Annotated in this window: 23 protein-coding genes and 1 tRNA gene; 19 read left to right on the top strand and 5 right to left on the bottom strand. The window is 72.2% G+C overall.

All coding sequences use genetic code 11. The features are described 5' to 3' along the window. Positions 1-162 precede the first annotated feature (162 nt). The 6 genes from metG (at position 163) to ABD213_RS08445 (ending at position 7546) form a co-directional block, all read left to right on the top strand. A complete protein-coding gene (gene metG, locus ABD213_RS08470; RefSeq protein ID WP_344326924.1) occupies positions 163-1746 on the top strand; it encodes a methionine--tRNA ligase in 1584 nt (527 codons plus the stop codon). Beyond that, complete coding sequence (locus ABD213_RS08465) at positions 1739-2626, top strand: TatD family hydrolase (protein ID WP_344326921.1); 888 nt, start codon at positions 1739-1741, stop codon at positions 2624-2626. Before metG ends, ABD213_RS08465 begins: the two co-directional genes overlap by 8 nt. Positions 2627-2690: 64 nt before the next feature. Next, a complete protein-coding gene (locus tag ABD213_RS08460) occupies positions 2691-3851 on the top strand; it encodes a resuscitation-promoting factor (RefSeq protein ID WP_344326920.1) in 1161 nt (386 codons plus the stop codon). A 67-nt stretch (positions 3852-3918) separates the two neighbouring features. Continuing rightward, entirely contained in the window at positions 3919-4791 is an 873-nt protein-coding gene (rsmA, locus tag ABD213_RS08455) for a 16S rRNA (adenine(1518)-N(6)/adenine(1519)-N(6))-dimethyltransferase RsmA (protein WP_425546036.1), read from the top strand. Positions 4792-4832: 41 nt separating this feature from the next. Next, positions 4833-5741: a 4-(cytidine 5'-diphospho)-2-C-methyl-D-erythritol kinase gene (locus tag ABD213_RS08450; RefSeq protein WP_344326916.1), complete on the top strand. Its 909-nt coding sequence runs from the start codon at positions 4833-4835 to the stop codon at positions 5739-5741. 2 nt (positions 5742-5743) lie between these two features. Beyond that, on the top strand, positions 5744-7546 hold the full coding sequence (locus tag ABD213_RS08445) for an ABC-F family ATP-binding cassette domain-containing protein (protein WP_344326914.1): 1803 nt from the start codon (positions 5744-5746) through the stop codon (positions 7544-7546). Positions 7547-7570: 24 nt separating this feature from the next. On the opposite strand, the gene ABD213_RS08440 is transcribed toward ABD213_RS08445, so the two are convergent. Beyond that, entirely contained in the window at positions 7571-8032 is a 462-nt protein-coding gene (locus tag ABD213_RS08440; RefSeq protein ID WP_344326911.1) for a hypothetical protein, read from the bottom strand. Between the two features lie 110 nt (positions 8033-8142). Between ABD213_RS08440 and ABD213_RS08435 the strand changes: the two genes are divergently transcribed. After that, on the top strand, positions 8143-8565 hold the full coding sequence (locus tag ABD213_RS08435) for a pyridoxamine 5'-phosphate oxidase family protein (protein ID WP_344326909.1): 423 nt from the start codon (positions 8143-8145) through the stop codon (positions 8563-8565). A gap of 100 nt (positions 8566-8665) precedes the next feature. Here the strand turns inward: ABD213_RS08435 and ABD213_RS08430 are convergent, their stop codons facing one another. Continuing rightward, a complete protein-coding gene (locus tag ABD213_RS08430; RefSeq protein WP_344326907.1) occupies positions 8666-9151 on the bottom strand; it encodes a MarR family winged helix-turn-helix transcriptional regulator in 486 nt (161 codons plus the stop codon). An 86-nt stretch (positions 9152-9237) separates the two neighbouring features. Between ABD213_RS08430 and ABD213_RS08425 the strand changes: the two genes are divergently transcribed. Beyond that, complete coding sequence (locus ABD213_RS08425) at positions 9238-10593, top strand: amidase family protein (RefSeq protein ID WP_344326906.1); 1356 nt, start codon at positions 9238-9240, stop codon at positions 10591-10593. A gap of 11 nt (positions 10594-10604) precedes the next feature. Further along, positions 10605-10683, top strand: a tRNA-Gln gene (locus tag ABD213_RS08420). 39 nt (positions 10684-10722) lie between these two features. Here ABD213_RS08420 and ABD213_RS08415 read toward each other — a convergent pair. The 3 genes from ABD213_RS08415 to ABD213_RS08405 form a co-directional block, all read right to left on the bottom strand. After that, positions 10723-12033: a cytochrome P450 gene (locus ABD213_RS08415; RefSeq protein WP_344326904.1), complete on the bottom strand. Its 1311-nt coding sequence runs from the start codon at positions 12031-12033 to the stop codon at positions 10723-10725. Positions 12034-12129: 96 nt separating this feature from the next. Then, positions 12130-13482 carry a CapA family protein gene (locus tag ABD213_RS08410; RefSeq protein ID WP_344326902.1) on the bottom strand — a complete coding sequence of 451 codons (1353 nt, stop codon included), beginning with the start codon at positions 13480-13482 and terminating at the stop codon, positions 12130-12132. Positions 13483-13509: 27 nt separating this feature from the next. After that, a complete protein-coding gene (locus tag ABD213_RS08405; RefSeq protein WP_344326899.1) occupies positions 13510-13674 on the bottom strand; it encodes a hypothetical protein in 165 nt (54 codons plus the stop codon). Between the two features lie 90 nt (positions 13675-13764). On the opposite strand from ABD213_RS08405, the gene glmU reads away from it, so the two are divergent. The 10 genes from glmU to ABD213_RS08355 all read left to right on the top strand — a co-directional run bounded on the left by glmU (position 13765) and on the right by ABD213_RS08355 (position 25806). After that, positions 13765-15216: a bifunctional UDP-N-acetylglucosamine diphosphorylase/glucosamine-1-phosphate N-acetyltransferase GlmU gene (gene glmU, locus ABD213_RS08400; RefSeq protein ID WP_344326897.1), complete on the top strand. Its 1452-nt coding sequence runs from the start codon at positions 13765-13767 to the stop codon at positions 15214-15216. Position 15217: 1 nt separating this feature from the next. Beyond that, complete coding sequence (locus ABD213_RS08395; protein ID WP_344327300.1) at positions 15218-16186, top strand: ribose-phosphate diphosphokinase; 969 nt, start codon at positions 15218-15220, stop codon at positions 16184-16186. A 688-nt stretch (positions 16187-16874) separates the two neighbouring features. Then, a complete protein-coding gene (locus ABD213_RS08390; protein WP_344326895.1) occupies positions 16875-17564 on the top strand; it encodes a 50S ribosomal protein L25/general stress protein Ctc in 690 nt (229 codons plus the stop codon). Continuing rightward, positions 17561-18127, top strand: coding sequence for an aminoacyl-tRNA hydrolase (pth, locus tag ABD213_RS08385; RefSeq protein ID WP_344326893.1), 567 nt, complete (start codon positions 17561-17563; stop codon positions 18125-18127). The genes ABD213_RS08390 and pth overlap by 4 nt, the downstream gene beginning before the upstream one ends. After that, on the top strand, positions 18128-21640 hold the full coding sequence (mfd, locus tag ABD213_RS08380; RefSeq protein ID WP_344326891.1) for a transcription-repair coupling factor: 3513 nt from the start codon (positions 18128-18130) through the stop codon (positions 21638-21640). A 132-nt stretch (positions 21641-21772) separates the two neighbouring features. Next, positions 21773-22408: a hypothetical protein gene (locus ABD213_RS08375; protein WP_344326888.1), complete on the top strand. Its 636-nt coding sequence runs from the start codon at positions 21773-21775 to the stop codon at positions 22406-22408. Positions 22409-22410: 2 nt separating this feature from the next. After that, entirely contained in the window at positions 22411-23250 is an 840-nt protein-coding gene (locus ABD213_RS08370; RefSeq protein ID WP_344326886.1) for a MazG nucleotide pyrophosphohydrolase domain-containing protein, read from the top strand. Positions 23251-23448: 198 nt separating this feature from the next. Further along, positions 23449-24729 (top strand): phosphopyruvate hydratase, encoded by a 1281-nt coding sequence (eno, locus tag ABD213_RS08365; RefSeq protein ID WP_344326884.1) that lies wholly within the window; start codon positions 23449-23451, stop codon positions 24727-24729. Positions 24730-24739: 10 nt separating this feature from the next. Beyond that, complete coding sequence (locus tag ABD213_RS08360; RefSeq protein WP_344326882.1) at positions 24740-25315, top strand: FtsB family cell division protein; 576 nt, start codon at positions 24740-24742, stop codon at positions 25313-25315. Continuing rightward, positions 25312-25806: a DUF501 domain-containing protein gene (locus tag ABD213_RS08355; protein WP_344326881.1), complete on the top strand. Its 495-nt coding sequence runs from the start codon at positions 25312-25314 to the stop codon at positions 25804-25806. Before ABD213_RS08360 ends, ABD213_RS08355 begins: the two co-directional genes overlap by 4 nt. Positions 25807-25939 lie beyond the last annotated feature (133 nt).

Here is a 25939-nt window from a genome sequence, read left to right as displayed (position 1 = left end):
GGCACCGATCAGCCGCCCCCCCCGGCCGTACCTGGCTGGTCGGTGCTTGAGCAACCGAACGACCCTCCAGACGGTTGGTGAGGCACCGATCCGGCCGACGCCCGACGCAATCGGTTGCAGAGGCACCGATCGGGGTGCCGGCGTCGTCACTAGGATCAGGGGGTGTCCTTCTACGTCACCACGCCCATCTTCTACGTCAACGACGCGCCCCACATCGGGCACGGGTACACGACCGTCATGGGCGACGTCCTCACCCGGTGGCATCGCCAGCGCGGCGAGGACGTCTGGTACCTGACCGGCACCGACGAGCACGGCCAGAAGGTGCTGCGCAAGGCGCAGCAGAACGGCGTCACGCCCAAGGAGTGGACCGACCGGCTCGTGGAGAGCGAGTGGCGGCCCATGCTGCAGACGCTCGACATCGCCAACGACGACTTCATCCGCACCACCGACGCCCGCCACGAGGTCGGCGCCCAGGCCTTCTGGACCGACCTGAACGAGCGCGGAGAGGTCTACAAGGGCTCGTTCTCCGGCTGGTACTCCGTGGGGTCGGAGGAGTTCGTGGGTGAGGACGACGTCCTCGACGGCGAGGGCGACGACGAGGGGCACAAGGTCTCCGCCCTCGACGGGTCCCGGCTGGAGTGGGTGACCGAGGAGAACTACTTCTTTCCGCTGAGCCGCTACGCCGACCGCCTGCTCGAGCTCTACCGCGAGCGTCCCGACTTCATCCAGCCCGCGTCCGCGCGCAACGAGATCGTCTCCTTCGTGGAGCGCGGCCTGAAGGACCTCTCCATCAGCCGCTCCACGTTCGACTGGGGCATCCCCGTCCCGTGGGACGAGAGCCACGTCATGTACGTGTGGATCGAGGCGCTGCTGAACTACGTCACGGCCGCCGGCTACGGCGTCGACGAGGAGCAGTTCGAGCGGCTGTGGCCGGCCGACGTGCACATCGTCGGCAAGGACATCGCCCGCTTCCACGCCGTCATCTGGCCGGCGATGCTGATGGCGGCCGGTCGCCCGGTCCCGCACCGCGTCTTCGCCCACGGCTGGCTGCTCGTGGGAGGGCAGAAGATGTCCAAGTCCAAGGCGAACGGCATCCGTCCGGACGAGATCACGGGCGTCTTCGGCTCCGACGCCTACCGCTACTACTTCACCCGGGCCCTGACCTTCGGCGCCGACGGCTCCATCTCGTGGGAGGACATCCGGGCCCGCTACCACGCCGAGCTCGCCAACGGCTTCGGCAACCTGGCCTCGCGCACGGCGGCGATGATCGGCAAGTACTTCGGCGGCGAGCTCCCGGCCGCCGGCGCCCTGAGCGACGCCGAGCAGGCCCTGCAGGGGCTCGTCGCCGAGGCTGTCGCTGCCGCGGACGCCGCGATCGACGCGCTCGCGCCGCAGGAGGCGATGGCGCAGGTGTGGCGCATCGTCGACGGACTCAACCTCTACCTGACCGAGCAGGCGCCGTGGACCGTCGCGAAGAGCGCCGACGCCGACGAGCGGGCCGCCCAGCGTCTCGCGACGATCCTGGCCACCGCCGCCGAGGGTCTGCGGGTGCTCGCCGTGCTGCTGAATCCCGTCATGCCCAAGGCGTGCGCGTCCCTGTGGGAGTCCCTGGGTGCCGAGCCGAGCCTCGGCGCCCTGGCCGACCAGCGCGTCGGCGACGTCGCCACGTGGGGCCAGCTGCCGCCGGGCTCGACGATCACCAAGGTCCCCAGCCTGTTCCCGCGCATCGAGGACGCCGATGCCTGACGCCTCGACGCCAGAGGAACCGGCTATCGGGGCCGAGTGGCCGTGGCCGGAGGCACCGGAGCCGCTGCCGTCGCCCGTGGTCGACAACCACTGCCACCTGGACCACCGGATCCGTGGGGGCCTGCTCATCGACGTCGACGACGCGATCGCGCGAGCGGCTGCGGTCGGCGTGACGCGCATCGTCCAGGTCGGGTGCGACGTGGAGGGTTCGCGCTGGGCCGAGCGGACGGCCGCCGAGCACCCCTCGATCGTCGCCGCCGTCGCGCTGCACCCCAACGAGGCGCCCGGACTCGCCGAGGCCGGGACCCTGGAGTCGGCACTCGCCGACATCGAGACGCTCGCCCGGTCCGAGCACGTCCGTGCGATCGGCGAGACGGGCCTCGACTACTTCCGCACCGGCCCGGACGGTCGGGAGGCGCAGCACCACAGCTTCAGTGAGCACATCCGGATGGCGCACCGTCACGACCGCACCCTCGTCATCCACGACCGCGACGCCCACGACGACGTCCTGCGCCTGCTGGACGACGAGGGTGTGCCCGAGCGGACCGTCCTGCACTGCTTCTCCGGCGACGCGGGCTTCGCGCGCGAGTGCCTGGAGCGCGGCGCCCACCTCTCCTTCGCCGGAACGGTCACGTTCAAGAACGCCGAGCCGCTGCGCGAGGCCCTCGCCGTCACGCCCCTCGACAGGATCCTCGTCGAGACCGATGCGCCCTTTCTCACACCGATGCCGCACCGCGGGAAGCCGAACGCGTCCTTCCTCGTCCCGCACACGGTGCGATTCATGGCTGATTTCCTGGGGATTTCGCTGACCGAGCTGTGTCAGCACATCGAGGCAAACACCGACCGGGCCTTCGGAGGTTCTTGGGAACCGGCCCCTTGACCTGACCCACGGCCTGCCTCCATGGTGGAGCGTTGTCCCGTGTCCCCGACCCACGAGGTCCTTCGTGCACCACCCCCGACATTCCGCCGGCAGCGCCCCCGTGGACGCCTCCGGCCGCATCAGTCGCAAGCTCGTCATCGCGCTCAACCTGGCCGTCCTGATGGTCCTCGGCAGCGGCGTCGCCGCCTACGGCGCGTTCAGCAAGACCGTCACCGTCGACGTCGACGGCGAGACCGAGACCGTTCGCACGTTCGGCGGCTCGGTCGGCTCGATCCTGGAGTCCCGTGACGTGGACGTCGAGGCGGCCGACGCGGTCAGCGCCGAGCCCACCGAGCCGGTCTCCGACGGCGACACCATCGCCGTCCGCTACGACAAGGCGATCACCTTCGCCGTCGACGGCGAGGTCACCCGCGAGACCATCCCGGCCGCCACGGTCGGGGAGGCGCTCGAGGCCGCAGGCATCGAGCCCGGCGCCGACGCGTACGTCTCCGGCAGCGAGGACGAGCTGCTCGCCGACGCCGGCGACGCGGTCGTCGTCAGCCACCCGAAGAAGGTCAAGGTCGTCTCCGGCGACGACACCACCACCCTCACCACCGAGGCCCCCACGGCCGCGCAGGTCGTCGAGGAGGCCGGCATCACCCTCGGCGAGGGCGACCGGATCGACGGCGGCCACCACGCCTGGGTCTCCGAGGGCCAGACCATCCGCGTCAAGAACGTCGAGTACGTCCACGACGAGGACGAGTTGCAGACCAAGCCCAAGGTCGAGTACCGCGACGACGACTCCCTGCCCGAGGGCGAGACCGAGGTCATCGAGGAGGGCAGGCCGGGCATCGTCAAGCAGACCGCTCTGGTCACGAAGGTCGACGGCAAGGAGACCCACCGCCTGGTGATCGTCTCCGACACCGTCCAGAAGAGCGAGGCCCGCATCGTGCGCCGGGGCACCGCGCCGGCCGCAGCCGCCGCGGAGTCCGCACCCTCGGTCGCCGACGGCAGCGTCTGGGACCGCCTGGCGCAGTGCGAGTCCGGCGGCAACTGGGCCGCCAACACCGGCAACGGCTACTACGGCGGCGTGCAGTTCAGCGCGCAGACGTGGAGCAGCCTCGGCGCCCCGGGCCTGCCGCACGAGCAGCCCCGTGAGGTGCAGATCAAGTACGCGCAGATGCTGCAGGAGCGCGCCGGCTGGGGCCAGTGGCCCGCCTGCTCGGCCAAGCTCGGCCTGCGCTGACCGGCCCGTCTCCGGCCCGGGTCCCCACCAGGGGGCCCGGGCCGAGGCGTGCCCGGGGTGCGGGACGATGGTCCGCGTGAGCGATCCGGTGAGCCTGTTGGGCGCGGCCGACGTCCGTGCCCTGGCCGGCCGGATCGGGCTGCGCCCGACCAAGCAGCGCGGCCAGAACTTCGTCGTCGACGCGAACACGGTCCGCCGCATCGTGCGCACCGCGGACGTGCGACCCGACGACGTCGTGGTCGAGGTCGGTCCCGGACTGGGGTCGTTGACGCTGGCGCTGCTCGAGGCGGCGCGATCCGTGACGGCCGTCGAGGTCGACGACACGCTCGCCGAGTGGCTCCCGGCGACCGTCGCCGACCGGGCTCCCGGCCACGTCGAGCGCTTCCGGCTGGTGCACGCCGACGCGCTGACGGTGCGCGACCTCCCAGGTCCGCCTCCGACGATCCTCGTGGCGAACCTGCCCTACAACGTCTCCGTGCCGGTCCTGCTGACCTTCCTCGAGCGGTTCGCGACGATCGAGCGGGTGCTGGTCATGGTGCAGGCCGAGGTGGCCCACCGCCTGGCCGCACCGCCGGGGTCGCGGACGTACGGCGTCCCGAGCGTCAAGGCCGCGTGGTACGCCGAGGTGTCCCTGGCCGGTTCGATCGGGCGCACGGTGTTCTGGCCGGCGCCCAACGTCGACTCCGCCCTCGTCTCGCTGGTGCGGCGGGCCGAGCCCGGCGACGACGACCTGCGCCGTCGAACGTTCGCGGTGATCGACGCCGCCTTCGCGCAGCGCCGCAAGATGCTGCGGTCGGCACTCGCGGGACTCGCGGGCTCCTCGGCTGCGGCGTCGCAGGTGCTGGAGCTCGCGGGCGTCGACCCGACGACGCGCGGCGAGCAGCTCGACGTCGCGGCGTTCGCGCGGATCGCGCAGGCGCTGCCCTCCGTCGCGAGGTGACCCGTCCTGTGCTCGGTCGGCATCGCCGTTAGGTTGGAGCGGTGCCCTCCGTCGCCGTCCGATCTCCGGCCAAGATCAACCTCTGTCTCGGGGTCGGTCCGGTGCGACGCGACGGCTTCCACCCGCTCGCCACGGTCTACCAGGCGATCGACCTGTACGACGAGGTCCGCGCGACCCTCCAGGCGCCCGACGAGTTCTCGGTCGTGACCCACTCGCTCGCCGAGGAGCACCCCGACGTCCCCGTCGGCATCGACAACATCGCCGTCCGGGCGGCACTGCTGCTGCAGGAGCACACGGGCGTCTCGGCAGGCGTGGCCCTCGCCATCCGCAAGGAGATCCCCGTCGCCGGGGGCATGGCCGGAGGCTCGTCGGACGCGGCCGCGGCCCTCGTCGCCTGCAACGAGCTGTGGGGCACCGGCCTGACGCGTGCGGAGCTCGAGCCCCTCGCGGCGCAGCTCGGCAGCGACGTCCCGTTCCTGCTGCACGGCGGCAACGCCGTCGGCGCCGGACGCGGTGAGCGGGTGACACCGGTGCTCGCTCGCGGGTCCTACCACTGGGTGGTGGCCGTCGCCCACGAGGGACTGTCCACCGCCGCCGTGTACGCGGAGTTCGACCGGCTGACGGCGAGCCGGCGGCTCCCCGAGCCCGTCGTGCCCGACACCCTGATGGCCGCGATGCGCTCGGGTGACCCCGAGCAGCTCGGCGCCGCGCTGTCCAACGACCTCGCCGAGGCGGCGCTCTCGCTGCGGCCCGAGCTGCAGGACACCCTGGACATGGGTGCGGAGGTCGGTGCGCTCGGTGCGATCGTCTCCGGGTCCGGTCCCACGTGCCTGTTCCTGGCCGAGGACGAGCCGCACGCCACGGACATCGCCACGGCGCTCGCCGGGACGGGTCTGTGCTCCGACGTCGTGCAGGCGCGTGGTCCCGTGCCCGGCGTCCGTACGATCTGACCGTGACCTCGGCTCCCAGCGGTTCGGTGCGCCCGCTCATCGGCGCGGAGAACCTCCGTCTGTCGTTCCCGACCAAGGACGTGCTCGACGGCGTGACGCTGGGCCTGGCCGAGGGTGACCGCCTCGGGATCGTCGGACGCAACGGTGACGGCAAGTCGACGCTGATGCGTGTCCTCGCCCGGCACCAGGAGCCCGACGACGGCCGGGTCACGTGGCGGCGGGACCTGCGCGTCGGCTTCCTGGAGCAGCGCGACAGCCTGGCGCCCGGCGACAGGGTCCGCCGGGTCGTCGTGGGCGAGCGCGCCGAGCACGAGTGGGCCGGCGACCCGCGCATCCGCGACGTCGTCGGTGGTCTGCTGCACGACGTCGAGGACGACGCCGTGATCGGCGACCTCAGCGGCGGCCAGCGCCGGCGGGTGGCGCTCGCGCAGGTCATGGTGGGTGACCACGACGTGCTCTTCCTGGACGAACCCACCAACCACCTCGACATCGAGGGCGTCACCTGGCTCGCCGAGCACCTGGTGCGGAGCCCGCTCGGCGCCCTGGCGGTCGTGACCCACGACCGCTGGTTCCTCGACGCGGTCTGCACCCGGACGTGGGAGGTGCACGACGGTGTCGTCGAGGCCTTCGACGGTGGGTACGCGGCCTACGTGCTGCAGCGCGTGGAGCGCGACCGCCAGGCGGCCGCCACGGAGAAGCGTCGACAGAACCTCATGCGCAAGGAGCTGGCGTGGCTGCGCCGGGGTGCGCCGGCGCGCACGTCCAAGCCGAAGTTCCGCATCGACGCGGCCAACCAGCTCATCGAGAGCGAGCCGCCCGTCCGCGACGCGGTCCAGCTCCAGCAGCTCGCGACGGCTCGGCTGGGCAAGGACGTCGTCGACCTGCTCGACGTCTCGGTGCGCTTCGGCGACCGCACGGTCCTGCGCGACGTGGAGTGGCGTGTCGCCCCGGGGGAGCGTGCCGGCATCCTCGGCGTGAACGGAGCGGGCAAGAGCACCCTCCTCGGACTCGTCACCGGCGACGTCCGGCCCTCGGCAGGTCGCGTCAAGCGCGGCACCACGGTGCAGGTGGCGACGCTCTCGCAGTCGCTCTCCGAGCTCGACGACGTCGCCGACGACCGGGTGAGCGACGTCGTGGGGCGCGAGCGGCGGTCGTACGTCGCGGGCGGCAAGGAGCAGACGCCCGGACAGCTGCTCGAGCGGCTCGGGTTCACCAGCGCACAGCTCTCGACCCCCGTCCGCGACCTGTCCGGTGGCCAGCGACGGCGCCTGCAGCTGTTGCTCATCCTGCTGCAGGAGCCCAACGTCCTGATCCTCGACGAGCCGACGAACGACCTCGACACCGACATGCTCGCCGCGATGGAGGACCTGCTCGACACGTGGCCGGGGACGCTCCTGGTGGTCTCGCACGACAGGTACCTGCTGGAGCGCGTCACCGACCAGCAGTACGCGATCGTCGACGGTCGGTTCCGGCACCTGCCCGGCGGGGTCGACGAGTACCTGCGACTCGCTCGGGACGAGACCTCGGCGCCGTCGCGGCCGTCGCCGGCCACGGACCCCGGACCGGCTCGCGGTCCCGCGCGTTCCTCCGCTGCCGAGTCGCGCCAGGCCCGCAAGGAGGCGGCGCGACTCGAGCGCAGGATCGAGCGGTTGTCGCTGCGCGAGACCGAGCTGGCCGAGCAGATGGTGCAGTCGGCGACCGACGCCGCAGCGCTGGCACCGCTCGCGCGGGAGCACGCCGACGTCGCCCGCGAGCGCGAGGAGCTGGAGGAGCAGTGGCTCCTGCTCAGCGAGGGGCTCGACTGAGGCCGACGCCCTCTCGAGCCGGACTCAGGCGGGGCAGGTCAGGGTCCCGTCGACCTCGCCGCCCTGCTCGAACTCGCCGGAGAGCACGAAGCCGGACTCGGTGACCTCGGCGGTCACGGTCCCCGTGCCGAGCACGTCGCTGGAGTACGGTCCGAAGTCCTCCCCGCTGACGGTCAGGATCTGGACGGGGCCCGACGGGTCGGCCGTCAGCTGCACGGTCTGCAGCGGCTGCGCGGTCCCGATGAACGTCAGGGCGCCGTCGAGCTCGCCGCAGGAGATGAGCCAGTCGTCCCCGGACAGCTCCTGTCCGGCGATCGTGAGCTCCACGTCGCCCTCGCCGTCCCCACCCGGGACGGTGGCGGGTGCGGTCCCGGTCTGCTCGCCCGGCGGCTGGGTGGTCGTGCCCTCGTCGGCGGGGTCCTCGACGTCGGCCGTGCAGGCGGTCAGCAGGAGCAGTGCCGTGGCGGGTGCGAGGAGTGCCTTCATGGCGGGCACGGTACCTGGTGCTCGACGCCGGACCCCGGGTCGGTGACCCCGCGCCGGTGACCCCGCGCCGGTGACCTCGCGTCGGTGACATGATGACGACGGGAGGCTCCATGACCGGGACGAACGACGGACGACTGACCCACCTCGACGAGCAGGAGTGCTGGGAGCTGCTCGCCATCCGCTCGGTCGGGCGCCTCGCCTTCGTCGACGCGGACGGGGACCAGCAGCTGCTGCCCGTCAACATGGCGGTGCGCGATCGTCGGGTGTTCGTGCGCACGTCGACGGACTCGGTGATCGGCACCCTGGCAGGCGGGCACGACCGGGTGGCGCTGCAGACCGATCACGTCCAGGACCTGTTCCAGCTCGCGTGGAGCGTGACCGTCACCGGTTCGATCGGCGAGGTCACCGACGCCGACCTCGTCGAGGAGCTCCGCGAGGCGGGTCGTCCCGCGCCGTGGGCGCCCGGTCCGCGCGAGGTCTTCCTGGTGCTGACGCCGAGCACCATCGCCGGACGCCGCGTCCGCCAGCACTGAGCCGGCTCCCGGCCCAGTCGTCCGGCCCAGTCGCCGGTCCAGTCGCCGGTCTGCGCTGGGTCCGGAGCGTCCGTTCAGACCCTTCGCTCAGACCCTTCGCTCAGACACTGCGCGCGAGCGTGCGCAGCGTGTCGGCGAGTCGCGCCGCCTCGTCCGACGGCAGGGCGGCGAGGATGGCGCGCTCGTGGCCGAGCAGCTCCTCGAGCGCGGCGTCGACGACCCGCCGGCCGGCCTCCGTCAGGCTGACGAGGACACCGCGGCGGTCGGCGGGGTCGGCCGAGCGCTCGACGAGCCCGCGGTCGACGAGCCGGTCGACCCGGTTGGTCATGGTGCCGCTGGTCACCATCGTCTCGGCGACGAGTCGCCCGGGGGAGAGGCGGTAGGGCGCTCCGGATCGACGCAGGGCCGAGAGGACGTCGAACTCCCACGGCTCGACGTCGTGCGCGGCGAACGCGGCCTTGCGAGCACGGTCGAGGTGGCGGGCGAGCCGGCTGATGCGGCTGAGCACCTGCATGGGGGACAGGTCCACGTCGGGCAGCTCGCGCTGCCACGCCTCGACGATCGCGTCGACCTCGTCCGGTGCCACCCTCCCAGGGTAGGTGGTCAAGATTCTTGATGTCGAGATTGTTGCTCACCTCACGCAGACCCTCGCCGTGACCTAGGCTCTGGCGAGTGGACGAGCAGACGCTGGTGGCCGCCGGTCCGAGCGCCCAGCTGGAAGCGATGCGTGCCGGCGACGTGAGCGCGCGCGACCTCGCGATCGCGACCCTCGCCGCCCTGGAGCGTGAGGACGCCCGGGTCAACGCCGTGGTCGCGCGCCTGGTCGACGAGGCCTTCGACGCCGCGACGGAGGCCGACGAGCGACGCTCGCGAGGCGAGGACGGACCGCTCCTCGGCGTCCCGGTCGCGCTCAAGAACGACGTCGACGTCGCCGGCCGCGTCACCACGCTGGGGTCGGCGGCGTTCCGCACCCCGGCGCGCTTCGACGGTGAGCTGGTCTCGGTGCTGAAGGCCGCCGGTGCGGTCCCCGTCGCCTCCACGACCCTCCCCGAGCTCGCGATCTACGGGTTCACCGAGTCGAGGGCCTTCGGCATCACCCGCAACCCCGTGAACCTCGACCACACGCCCGGAGGGTCCTCCGGTGGGTCCGCGGCGCTCGTGGCCGCCGGCGCGGTCGGCGTCGCGACGGCTTCCGACGGTGCCGGGTCCATCCGGATCCCGGCCGCCTGTTGCGGGCTCGTGGGCTTCAAGCCGACGCATGGCACCATGCCTGGCTCCGGTGGGTGGTTCGGGCTGTCGACGCAGGGTGCCGTGACGCGGCGGGTCGTCGACACGGCGCTCTACCTCGACGCAGTGGGGACGTTCGACGCGCCGCTGCTGCCTGCCGTCGAGCGTGAGCCCGCACGACTGCGCATCGGGTTCACCACCAGCGCCATGGCGGCCCTGCGTGCCGAGCGGCTCGACCCGGCGGTGCGGGCGACCATGAGCCGGGCGGCTGAGCTGCTGAGCGCCGCCGGTCACGAGATCCGCGAGGTCGACGTCCCGTACGGACGCGACGCTCGCCTGTCGACGATCCGCTACCTCGCCGGGATCCGCGCCGTCGCGCAGCAGGCCGACGAGCCGGAGGAGCTCGAGCCGCGCACGCACCGCATCGCCCGACTCGGCCGCCCGTTCGGTCGCCGTTCGATCGAGGCGTCCCGTCGCGCGGGCGAGCGCTGGGGCGACGCCGTGCACGAGCGCCTCGGCGTCGACGTCCTGCTGTCACCGGTCATGAGCTCGGCGCCCCTGGAGGTGGGGTCCTTCTCCCGTCGCAGCGGCCTGCGGACGGTGCTCGCGATGAACGCGTTCTTCCCGTACACGCTGCAGTGGAACCACGCCGGCCTGCCGGCCGTCTCGATGCCGATGGGCACCGATGACGGCCTGCCGCTGGCCGTGCAGCTCATCGGGCGTCGCCACGAGGACGCCACGCTGATGTCGCTGGCCGCGCAGCTGGAGCGCGTCTCGGCTCCCACGGATCCGCCGCGGTAGGCTGCAGGCGATCCCCGGTTGGTCTGCCGGCAGGGCCCGCCTGACTTTGAATCAGGACTAGCGACGTAGGTTCGACTCCTACCCGGGGAGCTGCGTGACGTCCCTCGGCGTCGACGCCGGTCCGAGTCGTCAGGGCGTCAGCGTGGCGGGCAGGGTCGCGAAGCCGCGCAGGATCCGCGTGGGTCGACGGGCGGCGCCCGGCTCGAGGCGCAGGTCGGGGAAGCGGTCGAAGATCGTGCGCAGTCCGACCTCGCCCTCCATGCGGGCCAGGGCCGCGCCGAGGCAGTAGTGCCGGCCCGAGGAGAACGACACATGGTCGCCGGCGTTCTCGCGGGTCACGTCGAAGCGGGACGGGTCGGCGAACACGTCGGGGTCGCGGTTCGCCCCCGCGAGCAGCGTCGTGATCATCGCGCCCCTCGGCACCTGCTGCCCGGCGATCTCGGTGTCGCGTGCGGCGACCCGTCCGGTCAGCAGCACCGGCGGATCGTGTCGCAGCGCCTCGTCGACGGCGTTCGGCCAGAGACCGGGATCGTCGCGCAGGAGCTCGAGCTGGTCGGGCCGGTCGTGCAGGAGCTGGATCCCGTTGCCGAGCAGGTTCACCGTCGTCTCGAACCCGGCGGCCAGCACGAGCCCGGCCGTCGACTTGAGCTCGGCGTGGGTGAGCACCTCCCCGTCGTCGTGGGCGGTGACGAGCTGGCTGAGCAGGTCGTCGCCGGGGTCGCGCCGGACCGCCTCGATGTGCTGCTCCAGCCACCGGTCGAACTCGGTGAGCGAGGACTCCACGCGACGGAAGACCGACCACGACAGGCCGAGGTCCAGGGACGGCGCTGCACCGGTCCCGAAGCGCAGCACGCGGTGCTGGTCCTCCCGTGGCACCCCGAGGATCTCGGCGATGACGGTGACCGGCAGCTGGGCGCAGTACGCGTCCACGAGGTCCACCGGTCGGCTCGGGTCGAGCCGGTCGAGCAGCTCGTCGGCGATCTGCTGGGTGCGCTCGCGCAGGTGCTGGACGGCCTTGACCGAGAACACGCGCGTGACCAGCTTGCGGTAGCGGGTGTGGTCCGGCGGCTCGGTGACCAGCAGCGACGGCGGGGTCAGCGGTCCGAGCGGAGCCGACCGGAACGCCCACCGGCTGATGTGAGCCAGCGGGCCGCCAGGAGCGAAGTCGACCCCGGTGCGCATGTCCGGGCTGGTGAGCACCTCCTTGACGACGGGATGCGTGGCGGTCACGTAGGCGAACGAGGAGCGGTGCAGGGGACCCTCGGCACGGATCCGGTCGAACAGCTCGAGGGTCTCGTCCTCCTCCGAGGCCTCGATGAGTCGACCGTGCAGGTCGCCTCGCCTGGAGGAACCGCGGACCGCGAGGCGCGGAAGAGCGTGCCCGAGTCCCCATCGCAAGGTGCTGGCCACGCGGGTCTCTGCGCTCTGCTGGATCGACATCCTGCCTCCTGGGCCACGTCCGACTCTCGGATACCGACAGTATCCCAAGTGTCGGTCGCGGTCACCAGGGCGAGGCGACGGATCTCACGACGGGTCTCAGGGGCGACGCGGGTCCGGTGCGGCGAAGTGCTGGTAGTCCGGCTCGTCTAAGTCCGCTCCCCACGTCCAGCCGATGCGGGCGAAGGCCCGGGCGACCGGACCGTCGATCGTGACGACGCCCTGGTCCGAGGCGGCGCCGGCGGACCGGTCGACGTCGACGAACGGCTGCGACGACGATGGCAGGGCCCGTCCGTCGAGGACGTAGGGGTTCTGCACGGGGTTGATGTCGATGGCGCGGCCATACGCGTGCGCGGACCACGCGTCGCTGCCGGCCACCCGTCGGCAGTTGTACCCGGAGGAGTTGTTCGCCGCCATGGAGCGGTTGTCGTCGCCACCGAACTCGTCGATCAGCCGGACCGACTGCAGGGGGAAGCCCGTGCGGTACATGGCGGCGAAGACGTTGACGACGTCGCGCGCCACGTCCTCGTGCACGACGACCTCTCCGTCGTGCACGAAGCCGTCGAACCCGACGTAGGGCACCTCAACGATGCGCAGGGAGGTGAGGGAGACCGGGCAGACGGACTCGTCGTGGGAGGTCATGCGCTCGCGCGTCGCGGAGTCGATGCGACGGACCTCGGAGGTGAACGCCGGGAGCTCGGCGCCGGCACCCGAGAGCGCCTCGGCCAGCTCGGCCTGATCGGCGGTGGGGTCGGCGCGGCCCTCGGCGCCCCAGTGCAGGTAGACCACCGCGAGGTCGTCCCGCTCGGCCGAGGTACGCACCTCCGCGAGGAGTCGCTCGAGCCCCTCGCCCCGCGCGTCGGCGATCCCCGGGCCGGACCCTGGTCGTGCCGACCACGTCGGGTCCTCGCTCTCGAGAGGAGAGGCGTCGGCCGCATGGACGGCGACGGTCGTGTCGCGAACGGTGGCACGGTGGGGGGCGAACGCCTGCGCGTCGTCCTCGCCGATGCCGACGAGCTGCACCGCGCTGGCCTCGCCTGCGGCGAGCGTGTCGCGGATCCCCTGGACCCCGTAGTCGGCTCCGTGGTTGTTGGCGACGGAGGCGATGTCGACCCCCGAGCGCTCGAGCACGCCCAGCGCGGAGGCGGGGGCGCGGAACCAGAAGCGGTTCGTCGGGTCCTCGAGCTCCTTGTCGGCGCGCTCACCACGTGTGGTGATCGACGTCTCCAGGTTCACGACGGACAGGTCGGCGGCGGCGAGGGACCTGGCCAGCGGTCCCATCGTCGACTCCTGCGAGTCGAGCAGGGCCTCGACGCCACCCTCGAAGTGGACGTCGCCGGCGAAGGCGAGCGTCACCGATCCCGGTGGACGCTCTGCCGCGTCGCCCGGATCGCTCAGCGAGCACGCCGCGCCCGCGAGTGCGAACGCCGCGAGCAGGACCGTCGTCCGCATCCCGCGACCCCCACGCCCACGACGGCGTCAGTCCTCGTCGAGGGTGCCGACGGGATCGAAGGTGAACGAGCCCAGGTGCTGGAGGACCTCGCGCAACGGCTCGGCGACCTCCGGGTCCTGCAGTGCCTGCTCCGTGCGGCGCACGGCGTCCTCGGTACGGGCGTCGCTGCCCTCCTCCACCGGTCCACTCATGGGATCATCGTCACCCGGCCCGCCAAGGTCCGCAGGGCACCGCCGGCCGAGCCCGGGGCCGGACCCGACCGCGTCCGTACACTGGCCGCTGTGTCCTCACCCCTCACCGTGATCGTCCTGGCCGCCGGTGCCGGGACCCGCATGAAGTCACGCCGCGCCAAGGTGCTGCACGAGATCGGCGGGCGGAGCCTGCTCGCCCACTCGCTCCAGGCCGTCCGCGGTCTCGGGGCGACGCGCATCGTCGCCGTGGTCGGCCACCAGCGCGAGCAGGTGTCCGCGGCGCTCGCCGAGACGGCGCCCGACGTCGAGGTCGTCGTGCAGGAGGAGCAGCGCGGCACCGGGCACGCGGTGGCCGTCGCCCTGCAGGCGCTGCCCGCCCCGACGCCGCAGGGACCAGGAGGGGGCACCGTCCTCGTCACCTACGCCGACGTGCCCCTGCTGTCCACCGACACCCTCACCACCTTGCTGCTGGACCATCGCGGTGCCGACCGTGCCGTGACCATCCTCTCGGCGCGACCGGAGGACCCGTCCGGCTACGGCCGCATCGTCCGCGACGAGGACGGCGCGGTCCTCGCGATCCGCGAGCATAAGGACGCCGACGCCACCGAGCTCGCCATCACCGAGACCAACAGCGGCATCCTCGCCGTCGACGAGGCGTTCCTGAGGCACGCTGTCTCCCGGCTCGACTCCGACAACGCCCAGGGCGAGCTCTACCTCACCGACATCGTCGCCAAGGCCGTCGCCGAGGGGCGCAGGGTCGGCGCACAGGTCCTCGCCGATCACTGGCAGGCCGAGGGCGTCAACGACCGCCGCCAGCTCGCCGCGCTCGGCGCGGAGCTGAACTGGCGCACGGTGGTGCGCTGGATGGACCAGGGCGTCACGATGGTCGACCCCTGCTCGGTGTGGATCGACGTCGGCGTCGAGCTCGCCCCCGACGTCACCGTCCTGCCCGGTACCCAGCTGCTCGGTGCCACCACCGTCGACGAGGGCGCGACGATCGGTCCGGACACGACGCTGCGCGACGTCCGCGTCGGCGCCGACGCGAGCGTGGTGCGCACGCACGGCTCCGACGCGGTGGTGGGTCCCGGTGCGAGCGTCGGCCCGTTCGCCTACCTCCGGCCCGGCGCGACCCTCGGCGACTCGGCCAAGGTCGGCACGTTCGTCGAGGTCAAGAACAGCACGCTCGGCGACGGTGCCAAGGTGCCCCACCTCAGCTACGTCGGCGACGCCGACGTCGGAGAGGGCTCGAACATCGGTGCCGGCACGATCGTCGCGAACTACGACGGCACCGCCAAGCACCGGACGGTCGTCGGACGGCACGCGCGGACCGGGTCCGACAACGTGTTCGTGGCGCCGGTCGAGATCGGTGACGGTGCCTACACCGGGGCCGGCACGATCGTGCGCGAGGACGTGCCGCCGGGGGCGCTGGCCGTGACCGCCGGTGAGCAGAGGACCATGGAGGGGTGGGTGCAGCGTCGACGGCCGGGCACCCCGTCCGCTCAGGCCGTCGAGGACCGTGGCGAGGAGCCCGCTGGTGAGTGACCTGCTCAAGAAGACACCGACGAAGAAGATCATGCTCTTCTCGGGTCGGGCCCATCCCACGCTGGCCGAGGAGGTGGCCAACCTCCTGGAGGTCGAGCTCGTCCCGACGACGGCCTACGACTTCGCCAACGGCGAGATCTACGTGCGCTTCGACGAGTCCGTGCGCGGCAGCGACGCCTTCGTCATCCAGAGCCACTCCGCGCCCATCAACGAGGCGATCATGGAGCAGCTCATCATGATCGACGCACTCAAGCGCGCGTCGGCCAAGCGCATCACCGTCATCCTGCCGTTCTACGGCTACGCCCGCCAGGACAAGAAGCACCTCGGCCGCGAGCCCATCTCCGCCCGGCTGATGGCCGACCTGTTCACCGCCGCCGGTGCCGACCGCCTCATGACGGTCGACCTGCACACGGCGCAGATCCAGGGCTACTTCGACGGACCGGTCGACCACCTGCTGGCGATGCCGATCCTGACCCGGCACGTCAAGAAGAAGTACGGCAAGAACCCGCTGGCCGTCGTGTCGCCGGACGCCGGCCGCATCAAGGTGGCCGAGTCGTGGGCCAACTCCCTCGGTGGCGCGCCGCTGGCGTTCATCCACAAGACCCGCGACGTCACCCGTCCCAACGAGTCGAAGGCCAACCGCGTGGTGGGCGAGGTCGACGGGCGGACGTGCATCCTCGTCGACGACCTCATCGACACCGGTGGCACCATCGTCCAGGCTGCCGAGGCGCTCAAGGCCGAGGGAGCCGCGGACGTGGTGATCGCCGCGACCCATCCGGTGTTCTCCGGACCCGCGGTCGACCGGCTGAAGAACTCCGTCGCGAGCGAGGTCATCGTCACCAACACGCTCCCCCTCGGCGACGAGCAGCGCTTCGACACGCTGACCGTCCTCTCGATCGCCCCGCTGCTCGCCCAGGCGACGGCGGCGGTCTTCGAGGACGGCTCGGTCACCAGCCTGTTCAAGGACTGAGTCCCGTGCCCCGGGGAGCGGACCGGCCGGTCGCGTCCGGGCGTGGCACGGTCGGTCTCGGTGCGGGCATGGTTGGGGCCCTGCTGAGCGCCGCCATCACCTGGTGGCTCGTCGCGCGAGCGGTCCCGCTGCGGCGCGCGTAGCGTCCACTCGCGAGAGACCCCACCGGCGATCCGCTCGGCGGCGTCGACGCCCTGCCGAAGGTGTGTTCCGAGGCGCCCGCGCCGAGCCGCCCGAGCTGTGTTGCCCGATCTGTGCTGCCCGATCTGGGCGACTACTGCCGAGTCAGCGCCACCGAGTCGAGGTCGACCACGGCCCCCGCACGGACCTGCAGACCCGTGACGTCGCGTCGTGCGTCGCGGACCTCGTCGACGCGGGGTTGCGCGCCTCGAGGTGGATCGTGACCGGGGCACGGCGTCCATGACCGCGCTCAGGACCCGTTCGTCGCGGCGGGGGGCCAGCGGTCGATTTCGGTTCGACGCACGCCCTGCGATAGTATCGCCAGGTTGCCTCGGCGAGGGCCTCAGTGGCCGTGATCGACAGGGCGCTCCACAGGAGTGCTGTGTCGAGCGCCCGAGCGATGACCCCCTCCGAGCAACCCCATGCCTCGGGCTCCCGCGATGCGCCGCCGGCGCGGAGGCGGGGCCCACCGTCCCACACGCACCACCTGTTGAGGAGCACGAACCCCGTGGCCGAGATCAAGATCGCCGCCGAGACCCGCACCGAGTTCGGCAAGGGCGCCGCCCGCCGCATCCGCCGTGAGGACAAGGTTCCTGCCGTCCTCTACGGCCAGGGCAAGGACCCCGTCCACGTGACCCTTCCGGGTCACGACCTCATGCTCGCGCTGAAGAACTCCAATGCGCTGCTGTCGATCGCGGTGGACGCAGAGACCCACCTGGCCATCCCCAAGCAGGTCCAGCGCGACCCGCTCAAGGGCTTCATCGAGCACGCCGACCTGCTCATCGTCAGGAAGGGCGAGAAGGTCGTCGTCGACATCAACGTCGTCCTCGAGGGCGAGGCCGCCCCGGGCGCGCTCGTGGTGCTCGAGAACTCCTCGATCTCCCTGGAGGTCGAGGCCACGCACATCCCCGAGTCCGTCGAGGTCTCCGTCGAGGGCCTCGAGGTCGGTTCGCAGATCCTCGCCTCCGACCTCCGGCTGCCCTCCGGCGCCGCGCTCGCGGTCGAGGACGAGCTGCTCGTCGTCAACGTCACGCACGCCCCGACGGCCGACGAGATCGAGGCCGAGCTGGAGGAGGCCGAGGCCGAGGCCGGCATCGAGCGCGACGAGTCCGAGGACAGCCCGGCCGCCGAGGCTGCCGATCCCGAGCTCGCCGACCCGTCCGCCGGTGGCGACGACGCGGGGTCCTCGGCGGAGTGACCTGGCTGGTCGTCGGGCTCGGCAACCCGGGCCCGACGTACGCCGCCACGCGGCACAACGTCGGCTACCTCGTGACCGACGTCCTCGCCGCCCGCATGGGAGGACGCTTCAAGGCCCACACGTCGCGGCTCGCCGACGTCGTCGAGGGTCGGCTCGTCGGCGAGCGCGTGGTGCTCGGGCGGTGCCGTTCCTACATGAACGAGTCCGGCGGGGGCGTCAAGGCGCTCCTGTCGTACTACGACCTGGAGCCGGCCGAGCTCGTCGTGGTGCACGACGAGCTCGACATCGACTTCGGCGCCCTGCGGTTCAAGCTCGGCGGTGGCGACAACGGCCACAACGGGCTGCGCTCCATCCGGCAGTCGCTGGGCACCGGTGACTTCCACCGCGCGCGCGTCGGGATCGGGCGCCCACCGGGTCGCCAGAGCGTGCACGACTTCGTCCTCAAGCCGTGGTCGTCCACCGAGCGCAAGGAGCTGGACGTGAACGTGGAGGAGGCCGCCGACGGCGTGGAGAGTCTCATCACACAGGGACTCGAACGCACCCAGTCGGCGTTCAACTCGTAGATGTCCCCCTCCACCCGGCCCCTCTCCACGTGGCCCCTGTCCACGTGGCTCCGTGACCCGGCCCTCGACGAGGCCCTGCGCGAGCGTCCCGCCACCCTCGCGATCCAGGCCCCGCCCGCAGCCGAGCCGTTCGTCCTCGGCGGTCTGCTGTCCACGACCCCCGAGCAGGACGGTCCCGGTCCCGTCGTGCTCGCGGTGACGTCGACCGCACGCGAGGCCGACGACCTCGCCTCCGACCTCGGGGCGCTCGTCGACCCGGAGACCGTCGCGGTGTACCCGGCGTGGGAGACGCTGCCGCACGAGCGGCTCTCGCCGCGCTCGGACACCGTGGGACGGCGGCTCGCGGTGCTGCGCCGCCTCGTGCACCCCGGTCCGGGGGCACCGCCCGTGCGGGTGGTCGTCGCGCCGGTGCGCTCGGTGCTGCAGCCACAGGTCGCCGGGCTGGCGGACCTGCGACCCGTGGAGCTGGTGACCGGGCAGCAGGCGTCGCTCGACGCGACCGTGGCCGATCTCGCCGCGGCCGCGTACACGCGCGTCGACCTCGTCGAGCGTCGCGGCGAGTTCGCCGTGCGTGGCGGGATCGTCGACGTCTTCCCGCCGACGGAGGAGCACCCGGTCAGGGTGGAGTTCTGGGGTGACGACGTCGACGAGATCCGGCACTTCTCGGTGGCCGACCAGCGCTCCCTCGAGCCGATCGACCGGCTCTGGGCGCCGCCGTGCCGCGAGCTCCTGCTCACGGACACCGTCCGGGAGCGGGCCGCCGTGCTCGGCGCGCGCCACCCGCAGCTGGCCGAGCTCTTCACGAAGATCTCCGAGGGCCACGCCGTCGAGGGCATGGAGTCCCTCGCCCCGGTGCTGGTGGATCGGATGGAGCTGCTCGTCGAGATCCTCCCCGAGGGCTCGGTCGTCGTCCTGAACGAGCCGGAGCGGGTCCGCGCCCGCGCGGCCGACCTGACGGCCACCAGTGAGGAGTTCCTCGCCGCCTCCTGGGCCACCGCGGCCTCCGGCGGCGAGGCACCGATCGACCTCGGACCGGCCGCCTTCCACGAGCTCGACGACGTCCGCGACGTCGCCCGCCGCTGCGGGCACGCCTGGTGGACGATCGCACCGTTCGGGCTCGACGACGACAGCACCGTCGGGCTGGAGGTGGAGGCTGCCCCGGTCTACCGCGGCGACACCGAGGCGGCGATCCGCGACATCCGCCGCTGGCTCGGTGAGGGCAGGCGCGTCTCGATCGTCGGAGCCGGTTCCGGGCAGGCGCAGCGCACCGTCGAGTGGCTCGCCGAGCACGACGTCGCCGCCGGTCTCGCCACGCCGGAGACGATGGCCGACGGTCCGGCATCGGTCGTCGCGGTGGTCGAGGCCGACCTCGACCACGGGCTGGTCGGCCCCGATGCCGTCCTGCTGACCCACGACGACCTCGTCGGACAGCGGCCGGTCGAGCGCTCCCAGCGCGCCATCCCGGCTCGCCGTCGCAAGCAGGTCGACCCGCTCGAGCTCCAGCCGGGTGACGTCGTCGTGCACGAGCAGCACGGCGTCGGACGCTACGTCGAGCTCGTCAACCGCACCGTCCAGGGCGCGGCCCGCGAGTACCTCGTCCTGGAGTACGCCCCCAGCAAGCGCGGCCAACCCGGCGACCGGCTCTTCGTGCCGATGGACCAGCTCGACCAGGTCAGCCGCTACGTCGGTGGGGAGAGCCCGTCGCTCGACCGGTTGGGCGGCGCCGACTGGACGAACCGGAAGGCCAAGGCCCGCAAGGCCGTCCGACAGATCGCCGACGAGCTCATCAAGCTGTACGCCGCGCGTCAGTCCACCGAGGGGTACGCCTTCGGTCCGGACACCCCGTGGCAGGCCGAGCTCGAGGACGCCTTCGGCTTCGTCGAGACCCCCGACCAGCTGTCGACGGTCGAGGAGGTCAAGCGCGACATGGAGCGCACCGTCCCCATGGACCGGCTGGTCTGCGGAGACGTCGGCTACGGCAAGACCGAGATCGCCGTGCGCGCCGCGTTCAAGGCCATCCAGGACGGCAAGCAGGTCATCCTGCTCGTGCCCACCACCCTGCTCGTGCAGCAGCACTTCGCGACCTTCGCCGAGCGTTTCGGCCAGTTCCCGATCACCATCCGCGGCCTCTCGCGGTTCCAGACCGAGAAGGAGTCGGCGGAGACGCTCGAGGGTCTGGCCGACGGCAGCGTGGACCTGGTCATCGGCACGCATCGCCTGCTCCAGCCCGGGGTCCGGATCAAGGACCTCGGACTGGTCATCGTCGACGAGGAGCAGCGCTTCGGCGTCGAGCACAAGGAGGCGCTCAAGCACCTGAGAGCCGCCGTGGACGTCCTCGCGATGTCCGCGACCCCGATCCCACGGACCCTGGAGATGGCGATCACGGGCATCCGGGAGATGTCCACCATCGCCACGCCGCCGGAGGAGCGTCACCCGGTGCTGTCGTTCGTCGGCGCCTACGACGACAGCACCGTCAAGGCCGCCATCCGACGCGAGCTGCTGCGCGAGGGGCAGGTGTTCTTCATCCACAACCGGGTGCAGAGCATCGACAAGGTCGTGCAGAGGCTCAGCGAGCTCGTCCCCGAGGCTCGCGTCACGTCGGCGCACGGGCAGATGGGTGAGCACAAGCTCGAGCAGGTGATGGTCGACTTCTGGGAGAAGCGGTTCGACGTGCTCGTGTGCACGACGATCGTGGAGTCCGGACTCGACGTCTCCAACGCCAACACCATGATCATCGAGCGCTCCGACACCCTGGGGCTGTCCCAGCTGCACCAGCTGCGCGGACGCGTGGGTCGTGGCCGTGAGCGTGCCTACGCCTACTTCCTCTACCCGCCGGACAAGCCGCTCACCGAGACCGCGCACGACCGGCTCACGACGATCGCGCAGCACTCCGAGCTGGGCGGCGGCATGGCGGTCGCCATGAAGGACCTCGAGATCCGCGGGGCGGGCAACCTGCTCGGCGGGGAGCAGTCCGGACACATCGCCGACGTCGGGTTCGACCTCTACGTCCGGCTGGTGGGGGAGGCGGTCGCGGAGTTCCGCGGCGAGGGCGCCCCCGAGCAGGAGGTCAAGATCGAGCTGCCGATCGAGGCGCACCTGCCGCACGACTACGTCCCGAGCGAGCGCCTGCGCCTGGAGATGTACAAGCGCCTCGCCGACGTGCGAGCCGCCACGGACGTCGACGCCCTCCGCGAGGAGCTCGTCGACCGGTACGGCGAGCCTCCCGAGACGGTCGACGTCCTGCTGGACATCGCCCGCCTGCGGGTGCGGGTGCGCGAGGCCGGGCTCACGGAGGTGACGTCGGCCGGCTCGTCCGTCCGGTTCGCGAACGTCGACCTGCCGGAGTCGGCGCAGATGCGCCTGCGGCGCGTGTACCCCAAGAGCCTGTACAAGGCGGCGGTCAAGGTGGCGCTGGTGCCGGCGCCCAAGACCGCTCCCGTCGGTGGCAAGCCCCTGCGCGGGCGTGAGCTGCTCGACTGGGTGGCCGGGGTGCTCGACACCTTCAGCGGTTGAGCGTGCTCGACACCTTCAGCGGTTGAGCGTGCTCGGCACCTCCAGCGGTTGAGCGTGCTCGACACCTTCAGCGGTCGAGCGTGGGGTCGATCGCCGGGCGGGCTCGAGCGGTCGGGCCGCTAGGGTGAGCCCATGCGCGCACGTCTGATCTGCCTCGCGGCCGTCCCCCTGCTCCTCGCGGCGTGCGGGGCCGGTCAGCCCGGGGCCGCGGCCGTGATCGACGGTCGCACCATCTCCGTCGCCCAGGTCGACGAGGCCGCGGAGGTCATCTGCCGTCTCTCGATCGCGCAGCAACCGGGTGCGTCCCTGCCGAGCGTGGAGGTCCGCGGCCAGGCGCTGGCCGAGCTCCTCCTCGCCGAGGTGGCCGACCGGGTCGCCGAGGCCGAGGGCATCACCGTGCGCACCGGTGACGTGAGGATCTTCGAGGCCCAGCGCGTCGAGCTCGAGCGGGAGTTTCCCGGGCTGGACGCCGAGACGACCACCGACCTGCTCGAGACCTCCCGCCGGACGGCGGCGATCGCCGAGCAGCTGGGGGCCGTCGAGACCGGCGAGGAGCCCACGGCGACCAACGCCGCACAGCTGCGCCAGGTCGGCCGTGCCGAGCTCGTGCGCCTGCTGGAGGCCTCCGACGTCGAGCTCAGCCCCCGGTTCGCCGCGAGCCCGCTCGCCGAGGCGGCGCGCGTGCCCGCGCCGCTGTCGGTGGGCGCGTCGACAGCGCCCGAGGACACCGGTCAGGACGTCACGCTCGGCACGCGGACCTGCGCCTGAGCGTGCGCGTCCTCGTCCTGAGTCCTCGGGTCGCTCCCGGCCTGCTCTCCGCCGAGGCGTGGGACCTCGTGCGCTCGGGGGTGGAGGTCGTGTCGACCCACGACGACCCGCACGTCAGGGCGATCGCGGCGGCCGGCGTCCCGGTGCGACAGGTCGGTGCCGTGCCCGAGCCGACCGAGGACGTCGTCTGGATCGCGCCGCCGGGTGACACGTCGTGGACAGGTCTGGTCGCCGGCCCGGCGGACGTGGTGCACGGCTCCCTCGAGCTCCCCGGGTCCCACCTGCTCGACGTCGTGGCCGTGATGGGGCGGCTGCGTCGTGAGTGTGCATGGACCCGCCAGCAGACGCACGCCTCGTTGACGCGCTACCTCCTGGAGGAGGCTCACGAGGTGCTGGAGGCGCTCGACGCCGGCGACCCGGACCTGCTGCGAGACGAGCTGGGGGACCTGCTCATGCAGGTGGTGTTCCACGCAGCCATCGCCGCGGACGGCGACGCGTTCGACGTCGACGACGTCGCGGACGCCATCGCCGCGAAGCTCGTGCGTCGCAACCCGCACGTCTTCGGGTCCGGCAGCGCGCGCACCCCCGAGGAGATCGACGCCGCCTGGCAGGCGGTGAAGGCGCAGGAGGCGCCGCGCTCGCACCCGCTCGACGGTGTCCCGGCAGCGCTCCCCGCCCTGGCGCTCGCCGTGAAGGCGCTCGACCGCGCCGACGACCTCGACACGACGGGGGAGGACGTCGGGTCGCGTCTCCTCGCCCTCGCCGCCGAGGCGCGCGACCAGGGCATCGACCCCGAGGTCGCCCTGCGCCGCGCCGTCCGCGAGCGCCTCGGCGAGCGCTGATCGGTGCCTGAGCAACTCCATGGCGGGTGCACCCTCCTGATCGGTGTCTCGGCAACGTGATGTGGTCCCGCTGGGTTGCTCAGGCACCGATCGGGTGCCGAACGCGGCGCACGGTTGCTCAGGCACCGATCAGGGGGATCGGCTGCTCCGCCCACTAGGCTGGGGTCCGAACCTCCCCCGACCCCCGAGGAGCACGTCGTGGCACGCATCGAAGCCGTCGGAGCACGCGAGATCCTGGACTCGCGAGGCAACCCCACCGTCGAGGTCGAGGTCGCCCTCGACGACGGCACCATCGGGCGCGCTGCCGTGCCGTCCGGCGCCTCCACGGGGCAGTTCGAGGCCGTGGAGCTGCGCGACGGCGGCAAGCGATACCTCGGCAAGGGCGTCCAGAAGGCCGTCGGAGCCGTCAACGGCAAGATCGCCTCGGCGGTCGTAGGACTCGACGCCGACGACCAGCGCGGTGTCGACGCCGCGATGCTGCGCCTCGACGGCAGCGCCAACAAGGCCAAGCTCGGGGCGAACGCCATCCTGGGCGTCTCGCTCGCCGTGGCCAAGGCGGCGGCCGACTCCGCGCGCCTGCCGCTGTTCCGCTACGTCGGTGGCCCGAACGCCCACGTGCTGCCCGTGCCGATGATGAACATCCTCAACGGCGGCGCCCACGCCGACTCCAACGTCGACGTCCAGGAGTTCATGATCGCGCCCATCGGTGCACCCTCCTTCGCGGAGGCGCTGCGCCAGGGCACCGAGGTCTACCACGCGCTCAAGTCGGTCCTGAAGGCCGACGGCCTCGCCACCGGCCTGGGCGACGAGGGCGGGTTCGCGCCCGACCTGTCCTCCAACCGTGCTGCGCTGGAGCTGATCGCCCGCGCCGTCGACGCGGCCGGGCTGACGCTCGGCAAGGACATCGCCCTGGCTCTCGACGTCGCCGCCACCGAGTTCCACGACAAGGGTGCCTACACCTTCGAGGGGACGAGCAAGAGCGCCGCGGAGATGTCGGACTACTACGGCACGCTCGTGGCGGACTTCCCGATCGTCTCCATCGAGGACCCGCTCGACGAGGAGGACTGGGACGGCTGGGTCGAGCTCGCCGAGGCCGTCGGTGACCAGGTCCAGCTGGTGGGTGACGACCTCTTCGTCACCAACGTCGAGCGGCTCAGCCGCGGCATCGAGAGCGGGGCTGCCAACGCGATGCTCGTGAAGGTCAACCAGATCGGTTCCCTCACCGAGACCCTCGACGCCGTCGAGCTGGCCCACCGGCACGGGTTCGCCAACATGATGAGTCACCGCTCCGGGGAGACCGAGGACACGACGATCGCCGACCTCGCCGTCGCCACGAACTGTGGGCAGATCAAGACCGGTGCGCCGGCGCGCTCGGACCGCGTCGCCAAGTACAACCAGCTGCTGCGCATCGAGGAGGAGCTCGGTGCGGCCGCCGTCTACGCGGGCGTGTCCGCCTTCCCGAGGTTCGTCGGCGCGTGAGCCTGCGTCCATGAGTCCGGCCCACCGTCCGCCCCCCCGGCCGCAGCGGCGTCCGGGCGGGTCGGCGCGTCCCGGTCGTGGTCCGGCGAGCACGCGTCCCGGTGCGCCCCGACCCCGCGGCCCGCGCCCCGGGACGGCGACGCCGGCCCGCCGTCGTGGACCTCAGCTGACGACGCGGGCGGTCCTGCTGGTGGCGATCCTCGTCCTGCTCCTGGCCTCGTACACCTCCTCGTTGCACGCCTGGTGGCAGCAACGCTCGGAGATCAATGCGCTCGAGGCGGCGATCGCCTCGCACGAGGCCGCCATCGAGGAGCTCGGGGACACCCAGGTCAGGTGGGAGGACCCGGCCTTCGTGGAGGCGCAGGCCCGCGAGCGCTTCGGCTGGGTCATGCCGGGCGAGGTCGGCTACCGCGTCATCGGGGCCGACGGCCAGGTACGCGGAGAGGTCCCCACGCTCGCCGAGCCGCCCGCTCCGCGCGACCGGCCCTGGTACGAGTCGCTGTGGGGCAGCACCAAGGAGGCCGGTGTGCCGTCGGCCGACGTGCCCGAGCGTCCCGATCCCGACACCGTCCTGGAGGAGCGATGAGCCCCGGCCCCGCACCCGCCGACCTCGAGGCGGTCCGCGCACAGCTGGGTCGTCCGCCGCGCGGGACGCTCGAGATCTCCGCCCGGTGCCCGTCGGGGCACCCGTCCGTCGTCAAGACCGAGCCCCGCCTGCCCGACGGCACGCCCTTCCCGACGCTGTACTACGTGACCTGTCCACGGCTGTCCGGCGCGATCGGCACGCTCGAGGCGTCCGGGCTGATGGCCGACATGTCCGAGCGGCTGGGGCACGACGCCGACCTCGCCGCCGCCTACGCAGTGGCCCACGAGGACTACCTGCGCGAGCGCGAGTCCATCGCCCACGTCCCCGAGATCGAGGGCATCAGCGCCGGCGGCATGCCCACGCGGGTCAAGTGCCTGCACGTGCTCGTCGGGCACGCGCTGGCCAAGGGCCGTGGCGTGAACCCGCTCGGCGACGAGGCCGTCGACCTCCTGGGCGACTACTGGGGCTCGTCCTCGTGCGCGGATCGTTAGGGTCGGGTCAGTGTCAGGGTGGGGCTCGCCGCCATCAGCGGCTGGTTGGATCCTGAGCATCTGAGGTCTGGCTCATAGGTTCGCTGTCGCCTTCGGGTTGATGAGCATGTGTTTTGCCGGCCTCGGGTGTGAA

Source organism: Aeromicrobium halocynthiae, assembly GCF_039531385.1.
Lineage (GTDB): Bacteria > Actinomycetota > Actinomycetes > Propionibacteriales > Nocardioidaceae > Aeromicrobium > Aeromicrobium halocynthiae.
This window is presented reverse-complemented; position numbering and strand designations above follow the sequence as displayed.